The 24,688-nt window shown below is 41.3% G+C and carries 24 protein-coding genes and 1 pseudogene; 15 read left to right on the top strand and 10 right to left on the bottom strand.

Translation table 11 applies throughout. The annotated features are described in order from the left end of the window. Nucleotides 1–450 precede the first annotated feature (450 nt). Nucleotides 451–1,293: a hypothetical protein gene (locus tag AC504W_RS21535; protein ID WP_494874259.1), complete on the top strand. Its 843-nt coding sequence runs from the start codon at nucleotides 451–453 to the stop codon at nucleotides 1,291–1,293. Nucleotides 1,294–1,513: 220 nt separating this feature from the next. On the opposite strand, the gene AC504W_RS21530 is transcribed toward AC504W_RS21535, so the two are convergent. Beyond that, the gene (locus AC504W_RS21530; protein WP_494874258.1) at nucleotides 1,514–2,389 is read right to left on the bottom strand and encodes a tetratricopeptide repeat protein; all 876 of its coding nucleotides are present in this window, start codon (nucleotides 2,387–2,389) and stop codon (nucleotides 1,514–1,516) included. A 581-nt stretch (nucleotides 2,390–2,970) separates the two neighbouring features. Between AC504W_RS21530 and patR the strand changes: the two genes are divergently transcribed. Beyond that, on the top strand, nucleotides 2,971–3,984 hold the full coding sequence (gene patR, locus AC504W_RS21525; RefSeq protein WP_494874257.1) for a heterocyst master regulator PatR: 1,014 nt from the start codon (nucleotides 2,971–2,973) through the stop codon (nucleotides 3,982–3,984). Nucleotides 3,985–4,203: 219 nt separating this feature from the next. Here patR and AC504W_RS21520 read toward each other — a convergent pair whose 3' ends face one another. Then, on the bottom strand, nucleotides 4,204–5,373 hold the full coding sequence (locus AC504W_RS21520) for a homocysteine biosynthesis protein (protein ID WP_494874256.1): 1,170 nt from the start codon (nucleotides 5,371–5,373) through the stop codon (nucleotides 4,204–4,206). Between the two features lie 161 nt (nucleotides 5,374–5,534). Then, nucleotides 5,535–6,239 carry a Uma2 family endonuclease gene (locus AC504W_RS21515; protein ID WP_494874255.1) on the bottom strand — a complete coding sequence of 235 codons (705 nt, stop codon included), beginning with the start codon at nucleotides 6,237–6,239 and terminating at the stop codon, nucleotides 5,535–5,537. Nucleotides 6,240–6,474: 235 nt separating this feature from the next. On the opposite strand from AC504W_RS21515, the gene AC504W_RS21510 reads away from it, so the two are divergent. Then, nucleotides 6,475–7,344 (top strand): DUF5895 domain-containing protein, encoded by an 870-nt coding sequence (locus tag AC504W_RS21510; RefSeq protein WP_494874254.1) that lies wholly within the window; start codon nucleotides 6,475–6,477, stop codon nucleotides 7,342–7,344. 122 nt (nucleotides 7,345–7,466) lie between these two features. Here AC504W_RS21510 and mltA read toward each other — a convergent pair whose 3' ends face one another. From mltA to AC504W_RS21495, 3 genes are all read right to left on the bottom strand, one after another. Further along, nucleotides 7,467–8,711 carry a murein transglycosylase A gene (mltA, locus tag AC504W_RS21505; protein WP_494874253.1) on the bottom strand — a complete coding sequence of 415 codons (1,245 nt, stop codon included), beginning with the start codon at nucleotides 8,709–8,711 and terminating at the stop codon, nucleotides 7,467–7,469. A 3-nt stretch (nucleotides 8,712–8,714) separates the two neighbouring features. Further along, complete coding sequence (locus AC504W_RS21500) at nucleotides 8,715–8,969, bottom strand: hypothetical protein (protein WP_015112827.1); 255 nt, start codon at nucleotides 8,967–8,969, stop codon at nucleotides 8,715–8,717. Between the two features lie 273 nt (nucleotides 8,970–9,242). Next, nucleotides 9,243–10,646, bottom strand: coding sequence for an aromatic ring-hydroxylating dioxygenase subunit alpha (locus AC504W_RS21495; protein WP_494874251.1), 1,404 nt, complete (start codon nucleotides 10,644–10,646; stop codon nucleotides 9,243–9,245). A 134-nt stretch (nucleotides 10,647–10,780) separates the two neighbouring features. Between AC504W_RS21495 and AC504W_RS21490 the strand changes: the two genes are divergently transcribed. From AC504W_RS21490 to AC504W_RS21455, 8 genes and pseudogenes are all read left to right on the top strand, one after another. After that, nucleotides 10,781–11,533, top strand: a complete 753-nt coding sequence (locus AC504W_RS21490) for a PAP/fibrillin family protein (protein WP_494874250.1) — start codon at nucleotides 10,781–10,783, stop codon at nucleotides 11,531–11,533. A gap of 81 nt (nucleotides 11,534–11,614) precedes the next feature. After that, nucleotides 11,615–11,938, top strand: coding sequence for an ArsR/SmtB family transcription factor (locus tag AC504W_RS21485; RefSeq protein WP_494874249.1), 324 nt, complete (start codon nucleotides 11,615–11,617; stop codon nucleotides 11,936–11,938). A gap of 90 nt (nucleotides 11,939–12,028) precedes the next feature. Beyond that, entirely contained in the window at nucleotides 12,029–12,775 is a 747-nt protein-coding gene (locus AC504W_RS21480; protein WP_494874248.1) for a creatininase family protein, read from the top strand. A 473-nt stretch (nucleotides 12,776–13,248) separates the two neighbouring features. Continuing rightward, entirely contained in the window at nucleotides 13,249–14,298 is a 1,050-nt protein-coding gene (gene hisC / locus AC504W_RS21475; RefSeq protein ID WP_494878718.1) for a histidinol-phosphate transaminase, read from the top strand. Between the two features lie 44 nt (nucleotides 14,299–14,342). Next, nucleotides 14,343–15,083: a class I SAM-dependent methyltransferase gene (locus tag AC504W_RS21470; protein ID WP_494874247.1), complete on the top strand. Its 741-nt coding sequence runs from the start codon at nucleotides 14,343–14,345 to the stop codon at nucleotides 15,081–15,083. Nucleotides 15,084–15,116: 33 nt separating this feature from the next. After that, nucleotides 15,117–15,557, top strand: a complete 441-nt coding sequence (locus AC504W_RS21465; protein ID WP_494874246.1) for a GNAT family N-acetyltransferase — start codon at nucleotides 15,117–15,119, stop codon at nucleotides 15,555–15,557. Further along, nucleotides 15,547–16,011, top strand: a complete 465-nt coding sequence (locus tag AC504W_RS21460; protein ID WP_494874245.1) for a cupin domain-containing protein — start codon at nucleotides 15,547–15,549, stop codon at nucleotides 16,009–16,011. The genes AC504W_RS21465 and AC504W_RS21460 overlap by 11 nt, the downstream gene beginning before the upstream one ends. A 69-nt stretch (nucleotides 16,012–16,080) precedes the next feature. Continuing rightward, nucleotides 16,081–16,679: pseudogene (locus AC504W_RS21455) on the top strand (hypothetical protein). A 394-nt stretch (nucleotides 16,680–17,073) separates the two neighbouring features. Here the strand turns inward: AC504W_RS21455 and AC504W_RS21450 are convergent. Together AC504W_RS21450 and AC504W_RS21445 are read right to left on the bottom strand one after the other, a co-directional pair. Next, nucleotides 17,074–17,205, bottom strand: coding sequence for a hypothetical protein (locus AC504W_RS21450; protein WP_494874244.1), 132 nt, complete (start codon nucleotides 17,203–17,205; stop codon nucleotides 17,074–17,076). Continuing rightward, nucleotides 17,186–17,398 (bottom strand): hypothetical protein, encoded by a 213-nt coding sequence (locus AC504W_RS21445; protein WP_494874243.1) that lies wholly within the window; start codon nucleotides 17,396–17,398, stop codon nucleotides 17,186–17,188. Before AC504W_RS21445 ends, AC504W_RS21450 begins: the two co-directional genes overlap by 20 nt. A 342-nt stretch (nucleotides 17,399–17,740) precedes the next feature. Here AC504W_RS21445 and AC504W_RS21440 point away from each other — a divergent pair, with 342 nt between their 5' ends. Then, the gene (locus tag AC504W_RS21440) at nucleotides 17,741–17,884 is read left to right on the top strand and encodes a QAALIT motif small membrane protein (RefSeq protein ID WP_187308095.1); all 144 of its coding nucleotides are present in this window, start codon (nucleotides 17,741–17,743) and stop codon (nucleotides 17,882–17,884) included. 113 nt (nucleotides 17,885–17,997) lie between these two features. Then, a complete protein-coding gene (locus AC504W_RS21435; protein WP_494874242.1) occupies nucleotides 17,998–18,768 on the top strand; it encodes a pentapeptide repeat-containing protein in 771 nt (256 codons plus the stop codon). Here the strand turns inward: AC504W_RS21435 and AC504W_RS21430 are convergent. Then, complete coding sequence (locus AC504W_RS21430) at nucleotides 18,757–20,508, bottom strand: FAD-dependent oxidoreductase (RefSeq protein WP_494874240.1); 1,752 nt, start codon at nucleotides 20,506–20,508, stop codon at nucleotides 18,757–18,759. The genes AC504W_RS21435 and AC504W_RS21430 overlap by 12 nt on opposite strands. Nucleotides 20,509–20,730: 222 nt before the next feature. Between AC504W_RS21430 and gatB the strand changes: the two genes are divergently transcribed. Together gatB and argJ are read left to right on the top strand one after the other, a co-directional pair. Further along, nucleotides 20,731–22,206: an Asp-tRNA(Asn)/Glu-tRNA(Gln) amidotransferase subunit GatB gene (gene gatB, locus AC504W_RS21425; RefSeq protein ID WP_494874239.1), complete on the top strand. Its 1,476-nt coding sequence runs from the start codon at nucleotides 20,731–20,733 to the stop codon at nucleotides 22,204–22,206. 645 nt (nucleotides 22,207–22,851) lie between these two features. Then, nucleotides 22,852–24,111: a bifunctional ornithine acetyltransferase/N-acetylglutamate synthase gene (argJ, locus tag AC504W_RS21420; RefSeq protein WP_494874238.1), complete on the top strand. Its 1,260-nt coding sequence runs from the start codon at nucleotides 22,852–22,854 to the stop codon at nucleotides 24,109–24,111. 187 nt (nucleotides 24,112–24,298) lie between these two features. Here the strand turns inward: argJ and AC504W_RS21415 are convergent, their stop codons facing one another. Then, nucleotides 24,299–24,649, bottom strand: a complete 351-nt coding sequence (locus AC504W_RS21415) for a hypothetical protein (RefSeq protein ID WP_494874237.1) — start codon at nucleotides 24,647–24,649, stop codon at nucleotides 24,299–24,301. Nucleotides 24,650–24,688 lie beyond the last annotated feature (39 nt).

Below are 24,688 nucleotides of genomic sequence, written 5' to 3'. Positions count from 1 at the left end.
ATTAATAAAGCCCCCAAGAATTTTCTTGAGGAGCTTGCTGAGTGTGAAACAGTAAATCAATAAAATTTATCTTTGTTAGTTTGTCTCCACATCTTCCCAAAGATATGGTTTATCGTTTTCTGATGTAATTGATGAACTACAAATACAGCAAGAGTCATCATCTAGAATTACTACAGACTTGATTTATAGCTTTTAGTCTGAACTTGTGTACTGTCCTCATTTTAAATCTGCTGTATAAAAATACTTATACATCTAACTAGAGTTTTTATCTCTCTCAAGTTAGAGGAAAAAAATTGTTCAAAGGATAGAAGAAAAATTAATTGTAAAAACATAATCTAATTATATAAATTACTCACTGATATTATATTGATTGAAAACCAAATTAGCTGAAAATAGCTCTAAGAATTTGTAGAACTAGATCATTGCTTGTAAAAATAAAGAGGTTTAACTGTGAATTATCTAAGCGTCATTGATAGTAATTGGATGCAAAAACTTCAGCAGACAAAAGGAGCGATCGCTATAGGATTAATGGCGATAATTCTTCCTGCATGTAGTTATAACCAACCACAGGCGATAACTCCAGCAACGCCAGAACAACAACGCAACCAAGTTAGTCGAGAAATAGTAGATAGCCAGATAGAAGAAGTCACAGATAAAACAGATAAGCTTATTGGCAAAAGTGTCACAATTACAACTCAACCGATAAGATTAATTGGCCCTACCAGCTTTACAGTTAACGATAAAGAACTATTTGATAATCAAAATATTTTAGTTATTAATGCCACAGGGCAACCTTTTACATTACCCAGTACAAATAACATCCCAATTCAAATTACTGGGCAAGTTCGCAGATTTGATTTGGCACAAATTAATCAAGATTATAAATTAGATTTACAGACCGACTATTACAGAGATTACGATGATCAACCTGTGATTGTAGCTAAATCGCTGGCTTTATCTCCTAATCCAGGCGAACTGACTACCAACCCCAACGCCTACTATGGTAAAAAGCTAACAGTCACAGGTAAAGTTGCAAACATCAATAGTGCGATCGCCTACACTCTAGATGAAAACAAATTGCTAGGTGGCGAAGATTTACTCGTACTACACACAAAACCACAAGCAAAAGTGAAGCCAGGAGAGCAAATATCTGTCTCAGGTGTCCTGCGTCCCCTCGTTATTACAGAATTAGAGCGAGACTACAACCTGACTTGGGATTTAAATTTGCGGAAGCAACTAGAAGCAAAGTACCGGAATAAACCTGTATTAGTAGTTACAAATGTTGCTCCTTAAAAGTTTTTACAGATTAAGCCAGCACTAGCTTATACCAATTCAGCGATTCTTTTGTTGACACTCCTCGCATTTTTAGGGCGAGGATTCTTTTTCTTCAAGGTGGATCAGTAGAAGTGCCATTTTATGCTCTAAATTGCAACTATCCCATTTATTAGGGGTTCCTCCCAGAGAAACCCCCAAAAAATTTATTTTTTACAGTTATCTTAAACCAACCAATTTATTAAGGCTTGGGAGTACTTGCAGGTGCAGGTGCAGCAGGTACAGCAGGCGCAGGAGTGGAGGAAGCGGTTGCGGCTTTGTTAATTTCGTCTCGATATTGAGCAGGCGCTAAATTTACTGCACTATCAAACAAAGGTTTAGCTTCAGATGTTTTGCCTTGTTCCTTCAATAACATAGCTTTAGCTAAGACTGGGCGAAAATCCTTGGGATCTTTCTTAATTGCTTGGTCATAGACATTCACAGCTTGAGGAAAACGTTTTTGAGCAGCATAGACATTGCCTAATAGCACCTGTACAGCGATCACATTCACGCTTCCCGGCTGAATGTTATTGGCTTGAGTAGCATTATTTAAAGTTTCTTGTAATAGACCAATAGCCGCTTCGGGGCGTTTTTGGTCTAAGAGTAGCGCTACCATACCCTGTAAAGCCTTCAAATCACCGGGTTTAGTATCAAGAATTGTGCGATATGCTTGGGCGGCTCCTTCTTTATCGCCAATTTGTTGCTTGGCTTGAGCGAGGAGGACTCCATATTCTGACCTTTCGGGGTTGAGTTTAGCTAGTTTTTCTAAAGGGACAATTACTCCTTGAACATCACCTTGATTCAGACTTAAAAGTTGTAGCCGCGCTTGTAATAAACCTTTAAGGGCAGTTTGATTTTCAGGTTCCCGTTGTAAAACTAGTTCATAGCCCCGTACTTCGTCTTGCAATTTTGATTTTTGGTCAGAGGAAGCCAAGTTACCTTTAGGAGCAGTATTCTGGCTTGTCGGTGTTGGACTATTAAAAGCGCTAATAATAGGAATTATAGATACACCCACAAACATCAGAACGGCTAATGCCAAGATGACTCGCACTATCCAACGATTACGCGTTTGAGACACAGTTGTGTAATTCTCCAGAACTCTAATGACATTATGAATGAAGACAGGCAGAGAGAAGTGCGGTCTTGGGCAAAGCCCAAGTTGAGCAACTTCAAAGAGGCAGGAGGACAAAATTTATTTATTAACAAAGTCAACAAATGTAATTTGAACCGTGTAGCACCACAAATCAACAGTCTCTTTTGTTGTTAAATCTCCATTTATTTATAGAGATTCCCTTCTGCCTCCTGCCTTCTTCCTCCTGCCTCCTTGACAAATCGGAAATGAAAAATTTCCAAAACTTTGCGGAATACCGCCAATTGCCTGTGAATTTTATAACAAATAACTATTTCCGCTGCTAAAGTAAGTGATGACTTTAGGGGGAGCCGTCAGAGTTATACCTATGATATGCTTCCGAAACTGGTGTCTAGACGCTAGATTAAACATTTAGAGTATAAATGTAAATTTAGCGTTTTTAAATTGTATTGGGCGTTGTCCTGTGCCTTGATGGAAATAAATATACTTTCATCAGCCGCACAAACGCTCTTTCCAGTTGCTTTAGTAAAATCCCACAATGGGATGTGTCTCCGCCGCAAGGAGTTTTTATGAATTCCGACCTGATGCCTTCGCCTGAATCTTCTAATTTGCCTGAGTCCAATCAATCTGAAACCGAGATAGATATAGCCGCTGATGTACCAACAGTAGCAGCTCCAATTTCTGAATCGGAAAATTCGACTATTGACCCTAGTGAGACCGACAACGATGCTTATTTAGCCAATCGACAGCAACCGATTCCCCCACCCAGCGAACCAATGCAGTACAGAGCGATCGGCTTAGTCCGTGGTCGCTACATTGCAAGCAGTGAACAGTTTACTCAAGGTACGCTCCTGACTGCGGATGGTGTGGAAATCCAGGCCGTTCTTCTCGGTCGCATTATGAGCTTAGTTAAGAATCACCTTGATTTAGAAAAAAATCATCTGTGGGTGGTTTACCCACGGACTAAGCAAGAAAATGATGCCTTACATTTGCAAATTGTGGGCGTGTGGGAACCAGAAAATCTGGCAAAACAGCAAGCACAAGATTCGCCAGATGATGAATTACCACCAGCCGATGATGCTGTAACTGATAAAAGTGACATTAAACCTTCATCAGATATTCCCGATGGTGGTTTTTCTGTGCGTGGCGAGGTAGTTTATCAGTCTTTTGACGACAAGAACTTGGTTGTCAAAATTAAGCAGGCTGCTCGCAAACACGATGAAAAACCTAAATACTTTAAGCTAAAACTCAAAGGTGTCCTCACCACCAAAGCTGTGGGTAAGTTCTGGGACTTTCAAGTGAAACGAGATGGTGATTTATTAGCCATAGAAACGGCTGAGGCGATCGCAGATCTACCCAAAAAACGCCGACCCCCCCAAAGAGGTGGCCCCGGTGGTTTCCGTGGTGGTGGCGGCGGTGGTCGCCGACCATTCCCCCCCAGACGCACTGGAGGAGACAGCCCCAGCCCACGCCCAATCAAGAAAATAGGCGGTGGCGAAGCCTCGGTGGTGTCTAAACCGCTGCCAAAATCTTCTACTCCTACGCCTAAGCCGATTAAAAAACAAAAGCCACCACAAGAGTAAGTAAAAAGTAAAAAGTAAAAAGTAAAAAGTAAAAAGTAAAAAGTAAAAAGGTGAGGCAGTGCGTTGGGCGGGTCTCCCGACTTGTAGACGCGCTCTGCGCGGCTTCTCGCATAGTAGCAACTGCCGTTAGCGCAGCGTCACCCGAAGGGTAAAAGTAAAGAGCTAATTCTTTTCTTTTGCCTTTTTACTTTTGCCTTTTGCCTTCTGCCTTTTGCCTTATTAAAAATCTGTCCAACGATCTTGGGGTAAGAACGATCGCTCCATTGGAATTGGGGCGACAGGTTCTGTTAAGGTAAAAGTGCCGGCTGCAATCCATTGTTTTAACTCTAGGGCGACTTGCCGAGATAAGAACATACTGGCTAAAGGTGCCGTTCGCACTGGTTTATTTTCGATGGTGAGTCGCCCAGATTTGAGTTGGGCGTAACTCACTAACCCAAAGGTAGGACGAACGCGGCGGGGAATGGAAAAATCGACGATGGGCGCGACTAAATCTTTGTCTTGCACTGCACAATGTTCAACGACAACTTCGTTTAAGACTGGGAATGGTATCCCGACACCCAACATCAATGAAGGGCCATAACTTTTAAAGTAACAACCACGCACCCAACGGGCTTGCATTTGTTTCGCATCCCCCATTAAGGCTAAGGTTGCAGCTGGGCCAATGGGTGTGCGATTGGCTAACCGCTTTTGTAAGGGGAAGTGTTGCGTTCCTTCCCAAGCGATGTAGCCGATACCACCTCCTAAAAAAATCCGCGTCCCGATGCCAATTAGTTGCAAATCGGGGTCGTTGAACAAAGGCGAAATTGCCCCAGGATTAGAGTAGACAGCGTTACCGAGATGGGGTTGTAAAGGGCCGAGATAAGTAAAAAGTGGGCGATCGCCACCATTCACACCCACGATAAAATTTTGATAAAGGTTACGGGGATTGAATAAATAAAATTGATTGATGGTGTCACGGGTAATAGTTGTTTCAAAAGTTGCCCGTGGGTAGCAATCTGTGACTTGTCCTTGCGCCCTCACTTGTACTTGTTTACCTGCAATTAAATCTTCAATGACGTGACCACCACCACGTTCCCGGATTTCTTCGCCGTCCATTGTGTCCACTACACAACTAGCACCCAAGTATAAATCTACAGCCCCAAAACCGGAATATGCGGGTACACCATCGATCCAGCAACGGCGAATTTTGATGGGGGGGTCAGTGTGTCCTAGATTAATAATGGCACCGCTGGATTCCATTGGCTCAAATGTGCCAGTTGTAATCACATCAACTTCTTTTGCAACTTTGCTTACGCCGACTTCTGCGACTCGTGCTTTGACTTCTTCAACTGTTAAAACGACTGCACACTGGCGGCTGACTTTATCATTAATTTCGGCGATCGTTCGCATAATAATCAAAATTAGGGGTGTAAGGGTATGAGGGTGTAGGGGTGTAGGTGTTCAAAACCCTGACACTTAGTCTCAATAATTAACATTTATGCGTAAGTCCTAAATGAATTCGCAAACTTTTCCCTATCACCTGTAACCTGTAACCTATCACCTATTCCCTCTTAATCAATTGTTTCTGGGTCGATATTTAGTTCCCGCAGTTTAGCGGCTAACTTTTCGGCTCGTGCTTGCGCTAGTTCTTTTTGCTGACGTTCAAATTCTGCTGCTTCTTCTGGTGTAGGAACTAATTGGTTTTCTGGGGTAAAAAATCGCAATAGTCCTTCATGAATCCCCAAGTATAAACCTAACTGCTGACTCCACAAATGTCCTTGAGCATTGGGGTCTAGAGTTTGGTATTGACCATCAACTAAATGAAACCCGGCAAATTCTTGAGTTTCTGGGTCAAACCAAAAATAATCAGGTGTGCGGAAAGTATTTTGGTATAGTTTTTTCTTTAAATCTTTATCGGTTTTCGCAGTTGATTCTGAAAGAATTTCTAAAATTACGTTAGGATATTTCCCTTCTTCTTCCCAAACTACCCAACTTTTACGAGTTCGACGCTCTGTATCCAGCACAACAAAGAAATCTGGCCCCCGGAAGTGTTCATCTTTGCGTTTATTCCATCTGTAGTAAATAGTCAGATTTCCAGCAGCGTAGAAATCGTTTCTGTCTCGCCACAACCACTCTAAGCATTTAAAAAGTAAAATTATTTGCCGGAGATGCAGTTCTGTTTCCAAGGGCGGTTCGTCGCTGTATAAATCACCTGGAGGAAAGATAACATCTTCTGGGGTTGCTTGAGGAGCGTCTAGTTCTTTGGCGAGGGACATGAGGAGATGACTGCATCTGGTAGTGATGGGTTTATTTTAACTTCTAGCTGGAAACAGGGTGTAGGGGCAAACATTTTTGATATTTGGTTGCGAGATAATCTGTATTCCCTCCTGTTAAAATCTACTTCATAATGTGCAGAATGTACCATTTGAATGGTACAAATGGGAGATACAATTCCCACATCAGCGCATAACGGTAAACTTGGATAGCAAAACACACCTACAGCCTAAAACGATGAAAGCATCTGCTAAGTTCGACTTTGAGGACGAGAAATTTAATGCGCCGCCTTCTCAAGTCATCCCTTGGTGTCAGATGATTAATCCTCGGTATGGCACAGATGGTATGCAAACCTATGGTCTCGCCATCAAGCTAGATAATGCCAATGCTGTGGGGTTTCAGCCGGATGAAAATTGGCAGCAAGTAGAGCATGAATTTAGCTCTGGTGTTGAAACAGTTTATATCTCTACTACACCGCGTTTGGTGATTGTGCGTCGAGGGCCTTTATCAGTCAAAGACCGCGAAACCGGGTTGAAATTAGGCACGTTAAAAGAAAATTATGATGCCTTTTTAGCTGATAAACTCAAATTTAAAACTTTTACGCGCTATTTAATTTTCTTAGTTAGTGAAGATAAGAAATTTTTACATGAATTGCCATTGCAATTAACTCTCAATGGTGCAGCCGGAGCAAGTTTCAGCAAAACTTATTGTGAGTTTCAACAAGGCAAAGTTGTGAGTGGTTTTGTTGCAGAGTTAGAAAGAACTTATGCTGTATATCGTAAACAACCTGTAACACCAAAAGGGCCATTATTCCACGCGCATGGCATTTTTTGTCCGATTATTGAGTGTGAAGAAAGAGGGATTGAACCCAACACGGTGTTAGTTGCTTCTACTGTAGATTACAAACATCCAACAGTTGGGACATTAACTCAATACCTGATTGCTTCTGATGCGCCTGAGTCGGCAATTATCTGCAAATATTTTGAAGAATACAAAGAATTTGGCAAGGAACCTGTCAGAACAGAAACTAGTAAACCTGTGATGGCGGGTGTTTCTAGTTCCTATATTTATGCTGATGAGGATGATTTTGGTTATCCCCCTTATTAAAGTATGAAGCAAATAGCCCTCAGACTGAAGTCTGGGGCTATACAAACTAAACCCGCCTGTGAGGGTTTTGAGAAAGTCCGCCTATCGCGGTGGCGCTGCGCTTGGCGCACCAGTCGAACTTTCTATTTTTTCAGCAGTAAATAATATAGTGAACCATTACCACCTGTAATCCCAGCGCGATCGCCTGCTAGTTTACCAGTTCCCATAAAATAATCTACCCTGCCTGGGCCTTTAATCGCACTGCCTGTATCTTGATCTAAGACAAAACGGCTGACAGTCCGAGGTTGTAATTTGCCACCAGCAGCCGGATAGGGGAATGAACCATTAATGATTGCTAATGCGCCGGGAGGCATGAGAGATTTATCGGTAGCAATCGAACGTTCGGCGGTGACTGGCTCATTAAGACTACCAGTAGCTTTTCTCCCTGGAACTTCTTTAAAGAAAACGAAACGTTCCCAGCGGGGCAAATAATTATTTAACTCTAAGGGATTTTGGCGGAAGAAGCTAATCAGACGTGGCATTGTCAAGCCTTCCAGTGGCAATTTGCCATCTTTAGCGAGTTCTTTGCCAATACTAGTCCAAGGATAATCAGTTCCCCCGGCGTAACCTACAGAAGTAGTTTTGCCATTAGTTAACCTGATTTGGGCTGACCCTTGGATATGTACCATATATGCGTCTAGGCGATCGCGGAACCACATCAATTCCAAACCACGCAACTGGCTTTTATCACCTTGTAAACCGTCTTTTCCTTCCAAATCAATTCGTTTTGGGTGAGGTTTAGCCCATTGGTCGAAATTTGGTGGGAGTTGATAAAGGGGATACTTATATATAGAAGTTTTAACGCGACTGGCCTGATAAATAGGCTCATAGTAAGCAGTAAATTTAACAGTACCCTTGCCATCATTGCCGACGGACTTGTAAAACACAAACTCCCGCTGAATTGCAGCTTGGAGTTGAGTTGCAGATTTAGCAGTTGCTACTAATTGCCGAAAACGCAATAAACTGCGTCGCACGCGATCGCGGGTAATTCCTGGCACCGGATAATTGTTATAGGCGGCGATCGCTTTATCTTTGGCCAAATAATCTAAACTATTATCAATGGCGGCTAAGAGCGCTTTGCGATCGCCTGGTTTACCTTTACGACCAAAAATTTGCTCATCCCATCCCAAGCAAGTAGATACCGGATTACAAGTATTACTAATGTCAACTGGTTGGAGTGGTAATTGTAGCTCAGGCTGAGGGCTTGGCTGTGTAGGTAACGGTACAGGTAACGGTATCGTCGTCGGAACTTGAGCAACAGCTGGCCAAATTGTGTTTACAAGGGCAATTCCCAGACTCAAAGAAGCCAAAGCAAGGGTTTTTCTCATGATTTAGTCGAATCTTTCAACACTAGAACTAAACAGTGGTTCTACCCGGATTGCTACAATCCGAGATGGGCGGACAACCATATACTCTCCTTGAATATTCTTGATCGGTACACTAATAAAATCATTCGAGGCAGACTTAGGCACTAGTTCGCCACTATACCATTTTTGGAATTCTTGAATAGTGGGAAACCTTACTTCCTCACGATGACCAGTTTCCAGGAAGAGGTGTACAGCGTATTCATTCGGTGTTCTAGCCATAAAGTTGAATCATGACAAATATGTTCAACCCATGTTAACCACGTCACCTCAGAATGAAAAGGGTAAGCATACGGGAGCAAGAAAAGCTATCCGGAGAGTTTTGCATTAATCAACCATGAGCTATTACTCCAAAGTCTTGACTTTTATTGTCCCTCTAGACGGCCAAGAGTTGAAGCTGTTCCTGAAAGTATGTGTGCGGGCTGGGATCGACAGTGAATATTATCAAAACCTTGTTGGGTTTCGCTATTGCTCCACCCAACTTACCTTGCTTCATTACGAAGCCATATTTCTTGGCGGAATTTCTCGCCCTTGATAAAATTGCTTTTCTAACTTGCCTAAACCAAACCAAATACCGCCACCGAGTAATACAGCTACGTTGGCAATAATGACGGTGATATGAGAAACATCACCGGGAAATAAGACTGATAAAGACAGCAAACTCCAAATTAATGCTGTTGCTATCACCACGCCTAAACGCAAATTTTGGAGGTTTTTCAACGCTGGGCGACAACTACCACAATGTTTTGTGTGGGAATGGTATCTATCTAATAAAGCTTCTTTGGGGAGTGGCGGTGGTAAAGTCTCACCTGGAAATGATTCGGCACAATATTGTTTGACCCAAGAACGTAACTGAAATACAAAAATATCAGCTTTTGTTGGTAAATAAAATGCTTTGGTAAAGTTATCAGTGCCACCTTTTTGTTCTAAATAGCGTTCTTGGTGATGTAAGAAAATCTGATCATCTTCTAGTACGTTGTTTTGTCCTAGATGGGAGTACCAGCGAGGAGTGAGTTTGAGAAATAACCCTGGTAATTTTGATGAGAATTTGAAAGGAAAACGGGCAAATAGGCGACATTCTCCTTTGCGGATAGGGGTTGCATAAACGACTGTTAAGGTTCTGCCAAATTGCTTGGATGTGAGATCATGCCACATCAACCCAGGTGCAATAAAGGTAGTATCTTGTTTACCTAAAGTGCCTTTGCGGGGGCCTTCTTGCCAAAGGCCTTTAAATCCCCATTTACCAGATTCAACAATTTCTAATTCTACGGGTGCAACATTGGCGCGGTTGCCGACTGTACGATGATGGGTGTAAGGAATGTGGCTGGAGTCGAGAACGTTTTCCATTAATGTCAAAGCATCATAAGGTAAGTCTCGAAAGGTATTCAGGCAAACCCAGCCATCGGCCTCTTCTTCTAAAACATCAACGATGGGAACTTGTGTTTTGGCAGCATTTTCAGGTTGACCAGGATAAACAAACAATAACCCTTGGCGGACTGTGGTTGGTAATGAATTTACACAAGCGCGGGGGGATGTTTCGGCTTTTCCCTCTGGTACTTGTTGAGGAATGCTTTCACATTTGCCTGTTCCCGAAAATGCCCAGCCATGATAAGGACATTCTAGCCAGCCATCTTCGTTAATTCTGCCTTCGGAAAGTGGGGCTAAACGGTGGGGACATTGGTCTTCAAAGGCTCGCCAAGTTTGTGCATTTTTGTCCCACCATAAAACTAAGTCTCGCTCTAGTAAGGTGAAGCGTGTTAGCTGAGATTTATCTAAGTCTGCGACGTAGTGGACGGGATACCAAACTTCTAACCAGTCAAAGCGTTCTGGGTCTAGTCCACCAGCAGGTAAATTATCTGTGGTTGTTGGGGATAATGGCTGTAAGAGGCTGTTGGACATGATGAGATGCGTCAAGGAATAATTGTCTACCCACAAAAAATGTAACAATTTTTTAACGGAGATGGCAGACGAGAGTCATGAAATCAGCCGATAGTCTAAATTAACAAGCAGTTGCACAAAACAATTTCAACACTATGGCAGTAGACACAAGGGAATGTGCAGGGGCGAAACTAGCTTTACGTCAGGCGTTGGCTGCTTGTGATGGTAATACTAAGGATGAAACTGTAATTGCTGCGATTGAAAATCTGCGACTTGTCAACCCAAATCCAGCACCAACTCGTAACGTTAAGTTATTAGATAGTAATTGGATATTGATTAGTGCGCCGAATTTTCCTGGGGGTGAACGACTAGCAAATGGTAAGTTTGCTTATAGTCTTGGTCGCCTTGCTTTTAATATGTTTCAGCCGACAAAACTAAAATTAGTAATTGACCGAGTTTCTCAACCTGTTTTTTTATTAGGAAATGGCGAACAGCGCAGTCATGATATTGTTGTGGAATTTACGACTGCTGATGAAAATTATCCACAAATATCAGGGATTGTGCGGAACTTAGGTGTTTGTGAACCAATTAGTGATGCGGTGCTACAAGTCAAATTTACTGGGGGAGTTTTAGCACCAATAGACCCAAATAAAATGGATGAGTGGCGCGCAATTTTTGGTCAGCAGAGTCAAAATGTCAAACGTAATTTTAAAGACAGCTTGATGTTGGGTTTGTTTAAATTAATGTTTGGTCTGGTTCCACCACAAGGAATGAATTCTGAGACTGGAGAAGTTAAGTTTATCATGGCGCGATCGCCTAAAGGTCGGCTAGAAATTCTCTATCTTGATGAGGAGTTGCGGATAACTTGTGGCGAAAAGGGAACCATTTTAGTCTGTGAAAGGCAATAGCGATCGCTTTCAGAAATCAGTCAGGCGACTTTTATAGTTAAAATTTACAAATCATCCTGATCCTCTCCACTCCCTCGTTTCATGCAAACCCCCTCTTCTACTATTTCACATTTAATTGCTGCGGGCTTTCATGCTCTTTCTGATCCTCTGCGGATTAATGTGCTGGAACTATTGCGACAGCAAGAACTTTGTGTATGTGATTTGTGTGAGGTATTAGGGGTAAATCAGTCAAAACTTTCGTTTCACCTCAAGACTTTAAAGGAAGCTGGGTTAGTTAACTCCCGTCAAGAAGGACGTTGGATTTATTACAGTTTAAATATGCCGCAATTTAGTGTTTTAGAGCAATATTTAGCAGGTTATCGTCAACAAGGGATAACATCACCTGTACGTTCTTGCTGCGACTAATATCTGATACTCTAGATGCGGCTCAACAATTACTCCAGTGAGAATTGCTGAATTTGGCTAAAGTCGAGTTAGTGAATTAGTAGATGAAACATGTTACTGCATTTGAGTACTTGGCCAGAAGTTGAAGCTTATTTACAGCAATCTCAGGGAATAATTTTTCCGATTGGTTCTACAGAACAACACGGGCCGACGGGGTTAATTGGTACTGATGCGATTTGTGCAGAAGCGATCGCTCGTGGTGTAGGTGAAGCAACTGGGGCGATCGTTGGCCCTACAATTAATGTGGGGATGGCATTGCATCACACTGCTTTTCCCGGCACAATTAGTCTCCGTCCTAGCACTTTAATTCAAGTAGTCCGAGATTACGTAACTAGTTTAGTCAAAGTTGGTTTTAGCAAATTCTACTTTATCAACGGCCACGGCGGTAACATTGCTACTCTCAAAGCCGCATTCTCAGAAACTTACGCTTATCTAGAAGATTTACAAGTTTCCCATGCTCATCAAGTGCAATGTCAAGTAGCTAACTGGTTTATGTGCAGATCTGTATATGAGTTAGCTAAAGAATTATACGCTGATCAAGAAGGTTCTCATGCAACTCCCAGTGAAGTAGCTGTGACTCAATTTGTTTATCCCGAAGCAATTAAACAAGCACCTCTTTCTCCCGAAGTGGCGCGGGGACACAACATTTATAGTGCGGCTGATTTTCGCAACCGTTACCCAGATGGACGTATGGGTTCAAATCCCGCTTTAGCAACTCCAGAACATGGTAAGCAATTTTATGACTTGGCTGTAAAAGAACTCAGCAATGGATATTTGGAGTTTCTCAACGCAGGTTAAAGGATAGTAAGTGATATTATGTCCTTCTAATTAGTTATAATTCCCCAAATTATTGAACCCCACCCCCACCCCCTCCCCGTGAACGGGGAGGGGAGACAAAGCACAGCTTTGTTGGGGTGGGGTTCTTCGATTTTAGTAAGTAATCAAGCGGACATAATACGATAGCATTTCAGACCTCCGACTTTTTAAAAAAGTCGGGTATCTTGTTGTTCAGAGCAAAAAGACTCATTAATGGAGAAAAAAGACTTATTCACAAGTATCCAAGCTTCATTAACGCAGAAAAAAAACTCATTAATGAGTATCAAAGGCTAATTAATCCAGTTCTCATGCTCATTAATGAGTATCAAAGGCTCATTTACGAGTATTCAAACTTCATTAATGCCGAAAAAAGCCTCATTAATCTAGCTCCCATACTCATTCACAAGCTAAAATACTTGTCTACTCGTTTCTTTCCTGTCGCCTTCTTCGCAGCTATGAGCAATTTCTTCCGCGCCAATGTTGATGCAATGGCTAGTTATGTTCCTGGTGAACAGCCGAAACGCGGTACTCAAGTCATTAAACTCAATAGTAACGAAAATCCCTACCCTCCCTCACCTAATGCTTTAGCTGCACTACAAAAAATTGATGGTGAGTGGTTGCGGCGTTACCCTGAACCATTTGGCGACCAGTTTCGCCAAGCTGCAAGTCAGGTTTTAGGAATACCCAGTGATTGGATTATTGTAGGTAATGGTAGTGATGAGATTTTAAATGTCGTGATGCGAGCCTGTACGGAACCGGGACGCAAAGTTGTTTATCCTACACCGACTTATGTCTTATATCGTACCCTGACGGAGATGCAGTCGGCAGATATTATCGAAATTCCCTACAGTGAAGACTACAAATTACCAGTCGCAGAGTTAATTGCTGCTGATGGTGCTGTGACATTTATTGCTTCACCTAACAGTCCATCTGGTCATGTTGTTCCTAGCGCAGATTTAGAAAAACTCGCCAGTCAGTTATCTGGGGTGTTAGTCATTGATGAAGCTTACGTAGATTTTGCCGAAGGCGATGCCTTAGCTTTGGTGAAAGAATATGAGAATGTGATAATTATTCGCACCTTATCTAAAGGTTACTCATTAGCGGGTTTGCGCTTGGGTTTTGGGATAGGGAATCCCAAGCTGTTGCAGGGATTATTTAAGGTCAAAGATAGTTATAACATTGATGCGATCGCCTGTACAGTTGCCACAGCCGCCATCACCGACCAAGCTTATAAAAATGCTTGTGTAGCCAAAATTAAAGCATCTCGCACCCAACTCACCAGAGAATTTCAACAATTAGGCTTCCAGGTTTGGGAGTCTCACACCAACTTTTTACTAGTCCAGCCACCCCAACAAAACGCCGAGTATCTCTATCAAAAACTCAAAGAACAACAAATACTCATCCGCTACTTTCCCCACCCCGGACTACTAGATAAACTCCGCATCACCATTGGTACAGATGAACAAAATCAAATATTAGTAAATGCCATTAAGGCATTGCTCTAATCAAAAATTTAGATAAAATAAATTGCTGAAACTCAGGTCGCTATATGAGTGAATGGTACAAAGAAGACCTCGCCTTTATCCATGATGATGGTTTTCGGGATTATGCGCTCAAATCAGCCCCAGGTATTTTAGAAATTTTACGGCAAAACAAGATTAACTCTGGTTTAGTTGTGGACTTGGGTTGTGGTAGTGGATTATGGGCAAACGAACTGGTCAAGTCTAATTATCGGGTATTGGGCGTTGATATTTCCGAGGCGATGATTGCGATCGCTCAAAGCAGAGTTCCCCAAGCCAAATTTTATGTTGGTTCAGTATTTAAAATTGCCATTCCCCCATGTCACGCTGTTACTTCCATTAGTGAATGCTTGAGTTACTTATTCGATTCCGACAACAACCGCCAAACCCTAATTCAGCTTTTTCGACGCATATATCAAGCATTAACGCCTGGTGGTGTGTTTATCTTTGATATTGTGGAAGCAGGACAAATTGCAGTCGGAAATAAAACTAAAAATTTTACCGAAGGTAAAAATTGGCTGGTATTAGTTGAGAAAGAAGAACTGCGATCGCAAAACATTTTAACCCGTCGTATCATCACTTTCCGCCAAGTCGGAGAATATTACAGACGAGATGAAGAAATACATTATGTACAACTATACCGAGCCACCCAAATAGCCACAGACTTACGAAAAATTGGCTTTCGCGTGCAAACAACTCGTAATTATGGCAGTTACTATTTACCCAAAGGTAATGTCGCCTTTATCGCCCGTAAACCCTTTCCTGATTAGAGAGATAATATCTACTACAAAAACTGTTGTAATATGACTTATAAATTTGTTGACACTCTCACAGAAAAGCAAATTTTTGAACTAGTACAGTTATATAAAAATGAATTCTGGAGCAAACACCGTACATATCAAGATGTTGCCAAAATGCTCAAAGCTTCAAATATTGTTTTAGGTTTGATAGATAATAATGAACAGTTAATTGGGTTTACTCGCGTTCTCACAGACTTTGTGTATCGAGCGACTATTTACGATGTCATAATTAAACCAGACTATAGAAAACAGGGGCTTGGGGTAAAGTTACTAGATGGAATTGTTAATCATCCTCAATTAAATCAAGTTGAGCATATCGCCCTTTACTGTTTACCAGAAATGATGCCATTTTATCAACGTTGGGGCTTTACCCCAGAAGTTGGCAATCTTAAATTGATGTATCGATATCACCAATCACATCAGGATAAACTATATGATTATTAATCCAGATAATATTCCCAGCCGCACAACTTCAATTTACCCAGAAAAATTCCAACATATCGTTGCTGGGAGAGTTAAAAAAGCGTTAGGAAATGCCGCCGGATTAAAAAATTATGGGGTAAATTTAGTCACCCTAGCACCAGGAAGTTGCTCGGCTTTAAGACATTGGCATACTCGGCAAGATGAATTTATTTATATTATTGAAGGTGAAGCAACCTTAGTTACTAACGCCGGAGAGCAAATTCTCACACCAGGAATGATGGCGGGTTTTCCCGCTGGCGAAGAAAATGGACATCACCTAGTAAATCGCTCTGAGACAATAGTAATTTATTTAGAAGTTGGAGATAGAACACCAGATGATGAAGGGTACTATCCAGACGATGATTTAATTGCCAAAGCAGGTGTAAATGGTGAGCGAATTTTTACGCAAAAAGATGGAACTCTGTATGAAAGTTGAGGCTACTGAATAATGTGCGATCGCATCCAAATCACCACAACATCTTAGCTAAATCATCAGGTAATTCTCATGGCTTACAGTGATTTCAGCTTAACTAAGTTTAAAAAAGATTTCCAGATTAATATTCATGAACAAATCATTTTGTTCATGAATATTAATCTATACAAATAAGTGATAAATTAATAAATACTTTAGAAGAAACAACAGAGTTAGCATTAGCTATCAATACAGACAAAGCTCGCTCAGAAATGATTATTACCCATATTTTATTAGAGGTAAGACGTAGTGCTGATTGCCAGATAAGTTTATTTTCTGGCACAGATTTTAATGTTGATACTGACAAAGGTCTGAATGGTTATTGTGATTTTGTCATCAGCCGTTCTAAAGAACAGTTAACAATTAATGCACCAGTAATTATTATTGTTGAAGCCAAGAATGAAAACATTAAAAATGGATTAGGTCAATGTATGGCAGCAATGTTAGCGGCTCAGATATTTAATGAACGAGAAGGCAATAATATTAAAACCATTTATGGAGCAGTTACAACGGGAGATATTTGGAAATTTTTGAAGCTAGAAGGTACAAATTTATTTATTGATTTAAATAACTACTATATTAAAGAATTAAATAAAATTTTAGGGATTTTAATTCAAGTAATTCAAGGTTAAAAGCAAGCAAGCATTACGGAAGATAGTCTCTTACCCAAGAAGATTTACTATAATTAGCTTAAGTGATGAGCAAATTACTGAAGCTTTAGATGTACTACCACTAGATATCATTCAACAAGTAGGCTGATAAAAGTAGTAAAGCTATTTACGGAGCATAATGAAATAAAATCTTTTAGTTTAAAGCATTTCTTCCTTGTTTTACTGATGTGAGAAGCTTAAATAATATATATATTTGCTATAAAAATCATTATTTATACACATCGCCTCTCATACCAATAGTGTAAATTTCAACTTCACCAGAATCAATATTAACTGTAAAAATAATTCTGATTTTCCCTATACGTAGTCTATAAAAACCTTCCCAGTCTCCTTTCATTTTTTTGATGTCAAGGTCTCAAAAGGGAATGATCCCCTGTTCTTCAATGAAAATTAGAAGTTGGTTGAGTTGCTCTTGAATTTTGGCAGCATCTTCTATATTTGCCTTCGCTAAAAAATTAATGGCATTCTTACGGAATTTGACTGCCATATTTAACCCACTCTGTCACATCAATTGATTCCTCATGCTCATAATCTGATGGTGAACCAAAAATTTCATTCAGTTCTGCTTGTTCTTCATTACTCACCGAGGGTATCAGAACTTGGCACAGTAACATTCGTTCTTCTCGTAAAACTTCTCGAATGCTCTCTTTAATTAATGCTTTTAGTTCTTGAATTTCCATGAGTCTTTTTCTTGAGAATACAAAAAAACTGCCTATTTGATCACTATTTAATATCTAAACTATATCAAAAATCCTGATGAGATTGGTCATAGCAGCGATATTTTGTTCAATCTAACGCTTCATTTGACTTAACGACAGATTTACCAGTTCGTTTAATACTGAGATAAAATGCGATCGCTTCACCAGTTATTTCCTACCTGTTGTGTGATGCTGATCACACAAAAACCAGATATACATCATTGAGTTTTAAGTAAGTCTGACATAGCCTTTGGGGTAACTATAACCTATACTTACTGTAAGTATAAGTTTAAATTATTATGTGGCGGAGTGGGGGAGAGGATAATGCTAGAGAAACTCTTACTTGCAACTATTTTAACCTTGGTCTTACGTTTAATTGCAGAGATAGGTTGGTCTACTCCCAGCAATACAAGCCAAAAAATTGATTTTTATCAGCCAGGAGAATTTGCTGTTATGCAAATTCATTAACTAATCTAGGCATCTACTGAGGGCAAACTGCTCAAACTCTTCATATCATAGGCTGAAGTATAAATTTATAGCCTAATTTTGAGTTTTGAGCAGCAAATATTGCAAAACCGAGTATGAAAAGCCCAACTTTAGCCACAATCATATTTATAGCCACTATCAGTTTAAGCTCAACTGCCCAAGCAGCTAATTCAGAACATATAAGACAGTTATTAGCAACCAAACAATGTCAGAACTGCGATTTGACTGGTGCAGGGTTAGTATTGGCTGATTTATCTGGGGCAAATTTGAGTGGTGCGAATCTCACCGGTGCAAATCTCAGTCGTGCTAATTTAACGGGTGCTGATTTACGCGGTGCAAACTTAGCTGGTGCAGGATTATTTGGCGCTAACTTAACAGAGGCGAAATTCAACGGGGCGAATCTTGCCGGTGCAGATTTAAGAAACACTTATTTAGGCAATGCGGAATTTACCAAGGCTTACTTACAAGGAGTTAATTTTCAAGGTGCTATTGGTATCCCATTACAAATTGCTACCCCAGAAGAGTTTTATGCTTGGGGTATAGCAGAAGGGCAGAAAGGCAATCACCAACAAGCAATTAGTTACTTTAATCAAGCGATCGCCGCTAAACCAGAATACGCAGGCGCATACTTGGCTCGTGGTATTGCTAAATACCAATTATTTGACCGTCAAGGTGCTTTCGCAGATGCCCAAATAGCTGACAAGCTGTTTACTAACCAACAAAACGGCACTGGAACCCAAACAGCCCAGGCTTTTATCAAAGAATTGCAAACACCGTACAAAGAAAATGTTACTACAGGCAAAGCTAGTTTCTTTGATTTTGTAAGTGGTCTTGGCTCAGTTCTGCTTCAGTTCTTACCCTTCTAATTTATCAACTAATAACCAATTACCAGAGTGATTTAGCCTTCCCCACACAGTAATCAATTGTTCATGTACAGCAATTTGTAGCTGTTCATCTATGTGCGATCGCAAAGTTACTAGTTGCCAAGTTTGCCCTTGATAAGTAGTTGGTTCAGTAATTACCAGTTTGTAATTCTGCTGATCTATGCGGTGGAAGATGCCTGTAAAACAGTCACAATCTTGTATGACTATCTCATCAAACGAAGATATAAGAGGACAGTTGCCGCTAAGAGGATAATCTTGAGGATTATCTAAATAATATAGTTGCGTGGATAACCATTCTGGATGATTGGGTGCAAAATCGAGATTAAATAAAGGAGCGATCGCCGCAGGTGCTTGTTTATCCTGCAATAATGCTTCTTGTAAAGCCCTAACTGGTAAATCTCGCGGCTGTAAACCCAACTCAACACACATAGCAGCCGCCATCCCAGCGGCTTGACCGATACCCATCACTACAGGTTGCAATCTTGTTGCACCATTAGCTATGTGAGATACAGAAATATTTTTTTCACAAACTAATAAACCATCTGTAGCAACCGGAACTAAACAACTGTAAGGAATTGTGAACGGCGTTCCCGTCCAGCGTCCCCCCCAACGAATTGATTTCGGTTGCAGCGGTAAATCGAAGCCTGGATAATGATGGTCGTTGGCGTAGTTCCCAATAGCAACTGCATCTGCAAACAAAGATGCAACTCTACCTTCGGCTACAGGTAAAATATCCTGTTCGAGAATCGTAGTTAGTCCTACCAAGCGGCGACTTTCTCGGTAATAGGGATGTAATGCAAAAGCTGTGTCATTCCAAGGGAAAATTTTCTCTGCCAAACCATAGCGGCGACCTAACTGATTTTGGATAAAATGAGCAAAATTTTGGCTATGCCAGCGACATTCTTGGAGAAACTCAGCTTTAGATGTTTCTGACTCTACCAAACGCCCGACACCTTCACCGTAGTCATTACCTTTGATTGGCCAGTTAATCATAAAGCGATCGCCCGGCAAGCGTCCATAATTCAAAAATTTCTCTGCACCATAATTTTCCCAAGCCCCAACAAACAGCGCAGAATCATAACTAGGCGCAACTGGAATTTCTGGTGCAACACCATCACCAAAATCTTGCATAATTACTACCCAAGTTGGTGACTGCACTGGATATCTCTCTGTGATGGCATTATAACTAGTTAACGCGCTGGGTTCTCCCCATTCACTTTGCAACTCCCAACCCCAACGGTAAGGTATTTCCGCCAACGCTAATAAATCTCCCAATTCTGTACCGTCGAGAATTACCTTGGCTTGCACAGTAAAATCAGCAAACCGCACCCCAGTAATACAATTTTCCTGTTGTAAAACTTTCAATGGTACGTATCCAGAAATCCATTGCAGATTTGGTAATTCTTGCACCCAATGGGCAAAAATCTCTGCCCCCACAGCAGGATTGTAACTAAAAAAACTCACCCAACTGTTATCTAATCCTCCTGGTTGGCGATGTCGTAATTCTTGTAAAAACGCCCCCCATAACCCAGTTTGCCAAGCAACTAATTCATTCCCATCTGGTGCAGATACTCCAGCGGAAGTCAGCATTCCTCCCAACCAAGCAAACTCACTCACCAAAATAGTATTAACTCCCATTCTGGCTGCTTGAATAGCCGCAGCAGTTCCACCAGTTCCTCCGCCGACAACTAAAATATCAGTTGTATATATTTGATGACTCATAGTTTATATTTGTATCTTGTTATCATTATTTTTTGATGCCAAGGGTAAAAGAGCAAGAAAATAAATTCTAGATAACATAGGCATTACTGTAGGTTGGGTGAAACGAAACCTAACCCAACAAATGACATCAAGAAAAGCTTAGAGTTCACACAGAAAATTAGGAATTGTCAAGGCGAAGCTAAAATAGTAATTTACGTGTAAATTGGTCGAACTATTAATCTTATGACTTCTGCTACTCCAGTCAAAACTGAGTACGAAGCGATTATTGGTCTAGAAACCCATTGTCAGCTAAGTACGAATACAAAAATTTTCTCTAGTAGCTCTACGGCGTTCGGTGCTGATCCAAATACTAACATTGACCCTGTGTGTATGGGATTACCTGGGGTTTTACCCGTACTCAACCAAAAAGTTCTAGAGTACGCGGTGAAAGCTGGTTTAGCATTGAATTGCCAAATCGCTAAATATAGCAAATTTGACCGGAAACAGTATTTTTATCCTGATTTACCGAAGAATTACCAAATTTCTCAATATGACTTACCCATTGCTGAACATGGTTGGTTAGAAATTGAGTTGGTAGATGCTGAAGGAAATCCTGTTCGTAAACGCATTGGTATTACCCGCCTGCACATGGAAGAAGATGCAGGTAAGTTGGTACACGCAGGAAGCGATCGCCTTTCTGGTTCCAGCTATTCTTTGGTAGACTACAACCGTGCAGGTGTACCGTTAGTTGAAATTGTCTCGGAACCCGATATTCGTTCTGGACAAGAAGCTGCGGAATACGCCCAAGAGTTACGCCGAATTATGCGTTATCTCGGTGTGAGTGACGGAAATATGCAGGAAGGATCGTTGCGTTGCGATGTTAACATCTCCGTGCGCCCCGTCGGACAAGAAAAATTTGGCACGAAGGTAGAAATTAAAAATATGAACTCCTTCAACGCCATTCAACGGGCGATTGAATACGAAATTGAACGCCAAATCGCCGCAGTCGAAGCCGGAGAACGCATCATCCAAGAAACCAGGTTGTGGGAAGAAGGCGCACAACGCACAATTAGTATGCGGACAAAGGAAGGTTCTAGTGATTATCGCTACTTCCCTGAACCAGATTTAGCACCCATTGAAGTATCTGATACTCAACTAGAGAACTGGCGTAGCGAACTACCAGAACTCCCCGCCCAAAAGCGTCATCGTTATGAAACCGAATTGGGACTGTCAGCTTATGATGCGCGAGTCTTGACAGAAGAGCGCTACGTATCAGAATATTTTGAAGCAGCGATCGCATCTGGGGCAAATCCCAAAGCAGCCGCAAACTGGATTACTCAAGATATCGCCGCATATCTCAATAAGCAAAAACTCAATATTGCTGATATTGCATTAACCCCTGCTAACCTGGCTGAAGTCATTACCCGCATTGAAACTGGCAAAATTAGCAACGCTCAAGCTAAAGAAAAATTGCCAGATTTACTCCAAGGTGTGACCCCCGAAAAAGCTTTTGCAGGTCAAGAACTCATCACCGACCCCAGTGTCTTAGAACCGATTGTCGATGAAGTTATCGCTGCTAACCCCAAAGAATTAGAGAAATATCGTAACGGTAACACCAATCTCAAAGGCTTCTTTGTCGGGCAAGTGCTGAAAAAGACCAGCAAACGTGCTGATCCGAAATTAACTAACGAACTGGTGGAGAAAAAGTTAAATGCCTAATTTGATTGACAGTAAATTCTTGACAATCAGACATTTTCTCCGGTTTTAGTTCAGTAGTATCTTCACAGTATATTTACTAAAATTACATTCTACTAAGTAATAACCCTCACAAATAAAAGGCTATTATTTGCTTAGTAGATGCCCCCTAATGATTCGGAGAGTTGCCCTCGCTGCTCTCCTTATTTCTTAGCTAGAAAGTTATGTTTTTATCACATTTGAAATCTTGATATGGTAAGCAAAATAGTTAATTGAATGCTCTAATTTTTCGCAGAAAGTCATTCCAATCATCAAATCCAATCAAAAATAATCAAAGACAACCATAAAAGTAAATGTGCATTTTTAGATGTGACACAGGTTAGTAACCAAATTTACCATTTTCATTTAAAATTTTATATCTCAGTAGTCTACGGGTAAATTCTTAATAATATTTATACAAAAAAACAAATAATGGGTGATACTCCTCATGGCAAAAATGATATGCTGTGTTAAGTAGATGCACCCTGATGATCTGGAGAGCTGCTCAAGTAGCTCTCCTTTTTCAATAGATGTAGAGAGTAGGAAATGCACAAATAACAATTGACTATTGACTGTGGACTATTGGTATAATCGCCAGTCAAGCCGCTAATTTTGTGGGGGAACGTAGAAATGGCAGACTGGCAAGAAATTACTGGTGGTGTGACTGCTCCTAAAGGATACCGAGCCGCAGGAATCACCGCAGGATTAAAACCATCGGGATTGCCAGATTTGGCTTTGATAGTATCTGATGTCGAGGCGATCGCATCTGGTGTATTTACAACTTCTCAAGTTAAAGCCGCCTGTGTAGATTATTGCCGTCAAATATTACAAGCCAAACCTAGCGCTCGTGCCATTCTTTGCAACGCCGGACAAGCCAACGCCGCCACAGGTAGTCAAGGTATACATGATGCTGATGAAAGTGCCGAGTTGTTAGCTAAGGAATTAAATATTTCCCCAGAATTGATTTTGCTCGCTTCTACTGGTGTAATTGGTCAACGCATCAAGATGGATGCCTTACGTAGCGGGATTCCTAAGTTAGTAGCCACCCTCTCAGAAACAGGTTCCGATGCAGCATCTGGCGCAATTATTACCACAGATTTAGTACCAAAATCCATTGCCCTAGAAACAACTATAAGCGATCGCCCAGTCCGCATTGGTGGTATTGCCAAAGGTTCCGGGATGATTCACCCCAACATGGCAACTATGCTGGCATTTGTCACCTGTGATGCAGCCGTTTCCCCCCATCTTTGGCAGCAAATGTTGAGTAGAGCCGCAGATAAAAGCTTTAATTCCATTACCGTAGATGGCGATACTAGCACCAACGACAGCTTAATTGCCTTAGCAAATGGTCAATCTCGCACCCCAGCAATTACCGAGATGGGTGCAGAAGCCGAGAAATTAGAGGCGATGTTAACAGCAGTATGCCAGCATTTAGCTAAAGCGATCGCACGAGATGGTGAAGGTGCAACCTGTCTCATGGAAGTGCAAGTTACCGGAACTCATGATGACCTCGCAGCACGACAAATCGCCAAAACCATTGCAGGTTCATCCTTAGTTAAATCTGCCATCTTTGGCCGTGATCCCAACTGGGGACGCATCGCCGCCGCCGCCGGACGTGCAGGTATACCCTTTGAACAAGATAACTTGCAAATTAAGTTAGGAGATTTCTTGCTGTTAGAAAATGGTCAACCGCTGCAATTTGACCGCGCCGCCGCCAGCGCATATTTAAAACAAGCCGCCACCGATTATCCTAGCAATATCACATCTCAAAAATTAGATAATCCTGTAATTATTGGAGTTAGCGTTGGTAATGGTCATGGGACAGGTAAAGCTTGGGGTTGTGATTTAAGTTACGACTACGTGAAAATTAACGCCGAATATACAACTTAGCTAAACCAGCAGATATCGGTGGGAAGCATTCACAGAATTCCATAAACCGCCAACGACCATGATCGCACGCTGGGCGAATTTGGAACTGAATGCTTTACAGTAGGTGTTTTTAACAGATGTTGATTAACTTCTATTACCCGACTCATCAAAAAGGTGATCAACAATGCGAACACCTTTTTCGAGTTCTTTACTTCAATCCCGACTGCTCTTTACTCTTGAGCAGATCATGTTCAAAAGTAGCTGTGATTTTAGAACCGTCAGGATTTTCCCATACAAAGGTTGCTGTTTTTGCAGAGCGGCTAACCTCGATACCCCTGTACAAGATTGACCGCACCTCCGTTAAGGACATTTCTGGTTTTAGCTGTTCGTACTCTGCGCGACCAAAGCGACCGAGTTCAGGTTGGGCAGATTGTTCATGCTGCTTGGAATAATCAGCAGTTTTAACAAAACCATAAATTCCTGAACCAAGTATTACTCCCAGTGGAATGGCAACTTTCATCAGTAAGTGGACGAGAGTATTATTATTTTTATTACTCATTTCATTAGCTCCAAAATAAATTTATAAAGTATGGTGCGG

Source organism: Nostoc sp. C96 (genome assembly GCF_059384975.1).
This window is presented reverse-complemented; position numbering and strand designations above follow the sequence as displayed.

Bases quoted from the DNA above. Each gene is read 5' to 3' on its own strand.
- AC504W_RS21450 (WP_494874244.1), bottom strand. From the start codon at position 17,205: ATGGCAGTCAAATTCCGTAAGAATGCCATTAATTTTTTAGCGAAGGCA.
- AC504W_RS21495 (WP_494874251.1), bottom strand. From the start codon at position 10,646: ATGTCCAACAGCCTCTTACAGCCATTATCCCCAACAACCACAGATAAT.
- AC504W_RS21415 (WP_494874237.1), bottom strand. From the start codon at position 24,649: ATGAGTAATAAAAATAATAATACTCTCGTCCACTTACTGATGAAAGTT.
- patR (WP_494874257.1), top strand. From the start codon at position 2,971: ATGAATTCCGACCTGATGCCTTCGCCTGAATCTTCTAATTTGCCTGAG.
- argJ (WP_494874238.1), top strand. From the start codon at position 22,852: ATGGCAGACTGGCAAGAAATTACTGGTGGTGTGACTGCTCCTAAAGGA.
- gatB (WP_494874239.1), top strand. From the start codon at position 20,731: ATGACTTCTGCTACTCCAGTCAAAACTGAGTACGAAGCGATTATTGGT.
- AC504W_RS21435 (WP_494874242.1), top strand. From the start codon at position 17,998: ATGAAAAGCCCAACTTTAGCCACAATCATATTTATAGCCACTATCAGT.
- AC504W_RS21465 (WP_494874246.1), top strand. From the start codon at position 15,117: ATGACTTATAAATTTGTTGACACTCTCACAGAAAAGCAAATTTTTGAA.
- AC504W_RS21500 (WP_015112827.1), bottom strand. From the start codon at position 8,969: ATGGCTAGAACACCGAATGAATACGCTGTACACCTCTTCCTGGAAACT.
- AC504W_RS21515 (WP_494874255.1), bottom strand. From the start codon at position 6,239: ATGTCCCTCGCCAAAGAACTAGACGCTCCTCAAGCAACCCCAGAAGAT.
- AC504W_RS21520 (WP_494874256.1), bottom strand. From the start codon at position 5,373: ATGCGAACGATCGCCGAAATTAATGATAAAGTCAGCCGCCAGTGTGCA.
- mltA (WP_494874253.1), bottom strand. From the start codon at position 8,711: ATGAGAAAAACCCTTGCTTTGGCTTCTTTGAGTCTGGGAATTGCCCTT.
- AC504W_RS21510 (WP_494874254.1), top strand. From the start codon at position 6,475: ATGAAAGCATCTGCTAAGTTCGACTTTGAGGACGAGAAATTTAATGCG.
- AC504W_RS21480 (WP_494874248.1), top strand. From the start codon at position 12,029: ATGTTACTGCATTTGAGTACTTGGCCAGAAGTTGAAGCTTATTTACAG.
- AC504W_RS21430 (WP_494874240.1), bottom strand. From the start codon at position 20,508: ATGAGTCATCAAATATATACAACTGATATTTTAGTTGTCGGCGGAGGA.
- AC504W_RS21490 (WP_494874250.1), top strand. From the start codon at position 10,781: ATGGCAGTAGACACAAGGGAATGTGCAGGGGCGAAACTAGCTTTACGT.
- hisC (WP_494878718.1), top strand. From the start codon at position 13,249: ATGAGCAATTTCTTCCGCGCCAATGTTGATGCAATGGCTAGTTATGTT.
- AC504W_RS21470 (WP_494874247.1), top strand. From the start codon at position 14,343: ATGAGTGAATGGTACAAAGAAGACCTCGCCTTTATCCATGATGATGGT.
- AC504W_RS21485 (WP_494874249.1), top strand. From the start codon at position 11,615: ATGCAAACCCCCTCTTCTACTATTTCACATTTAATTGCTGCGGGCTTT.
- AC504W_RS21460 (WP_494874245.1), top strand. From the start codon at position 15,547: ATGATTATTAATCCAGATAATATTCCCAGCCGCACAACTTCAATTTAC.
- AC504W_RS21445 (WP_494874243.1), bottom strand. From the start codon at position 17,398: ATGGAAATTCAAGAACTAAAAGCATTAATTAAAGAGAGCATTCGAGAA.
- AC504W_RS21440 (WP_187308095.1), top strand. From the start codon at position 17,741: ATGCTAGAGAAACTCTTACTTGCAACTATTTTAACCTTGGTCTTACGT.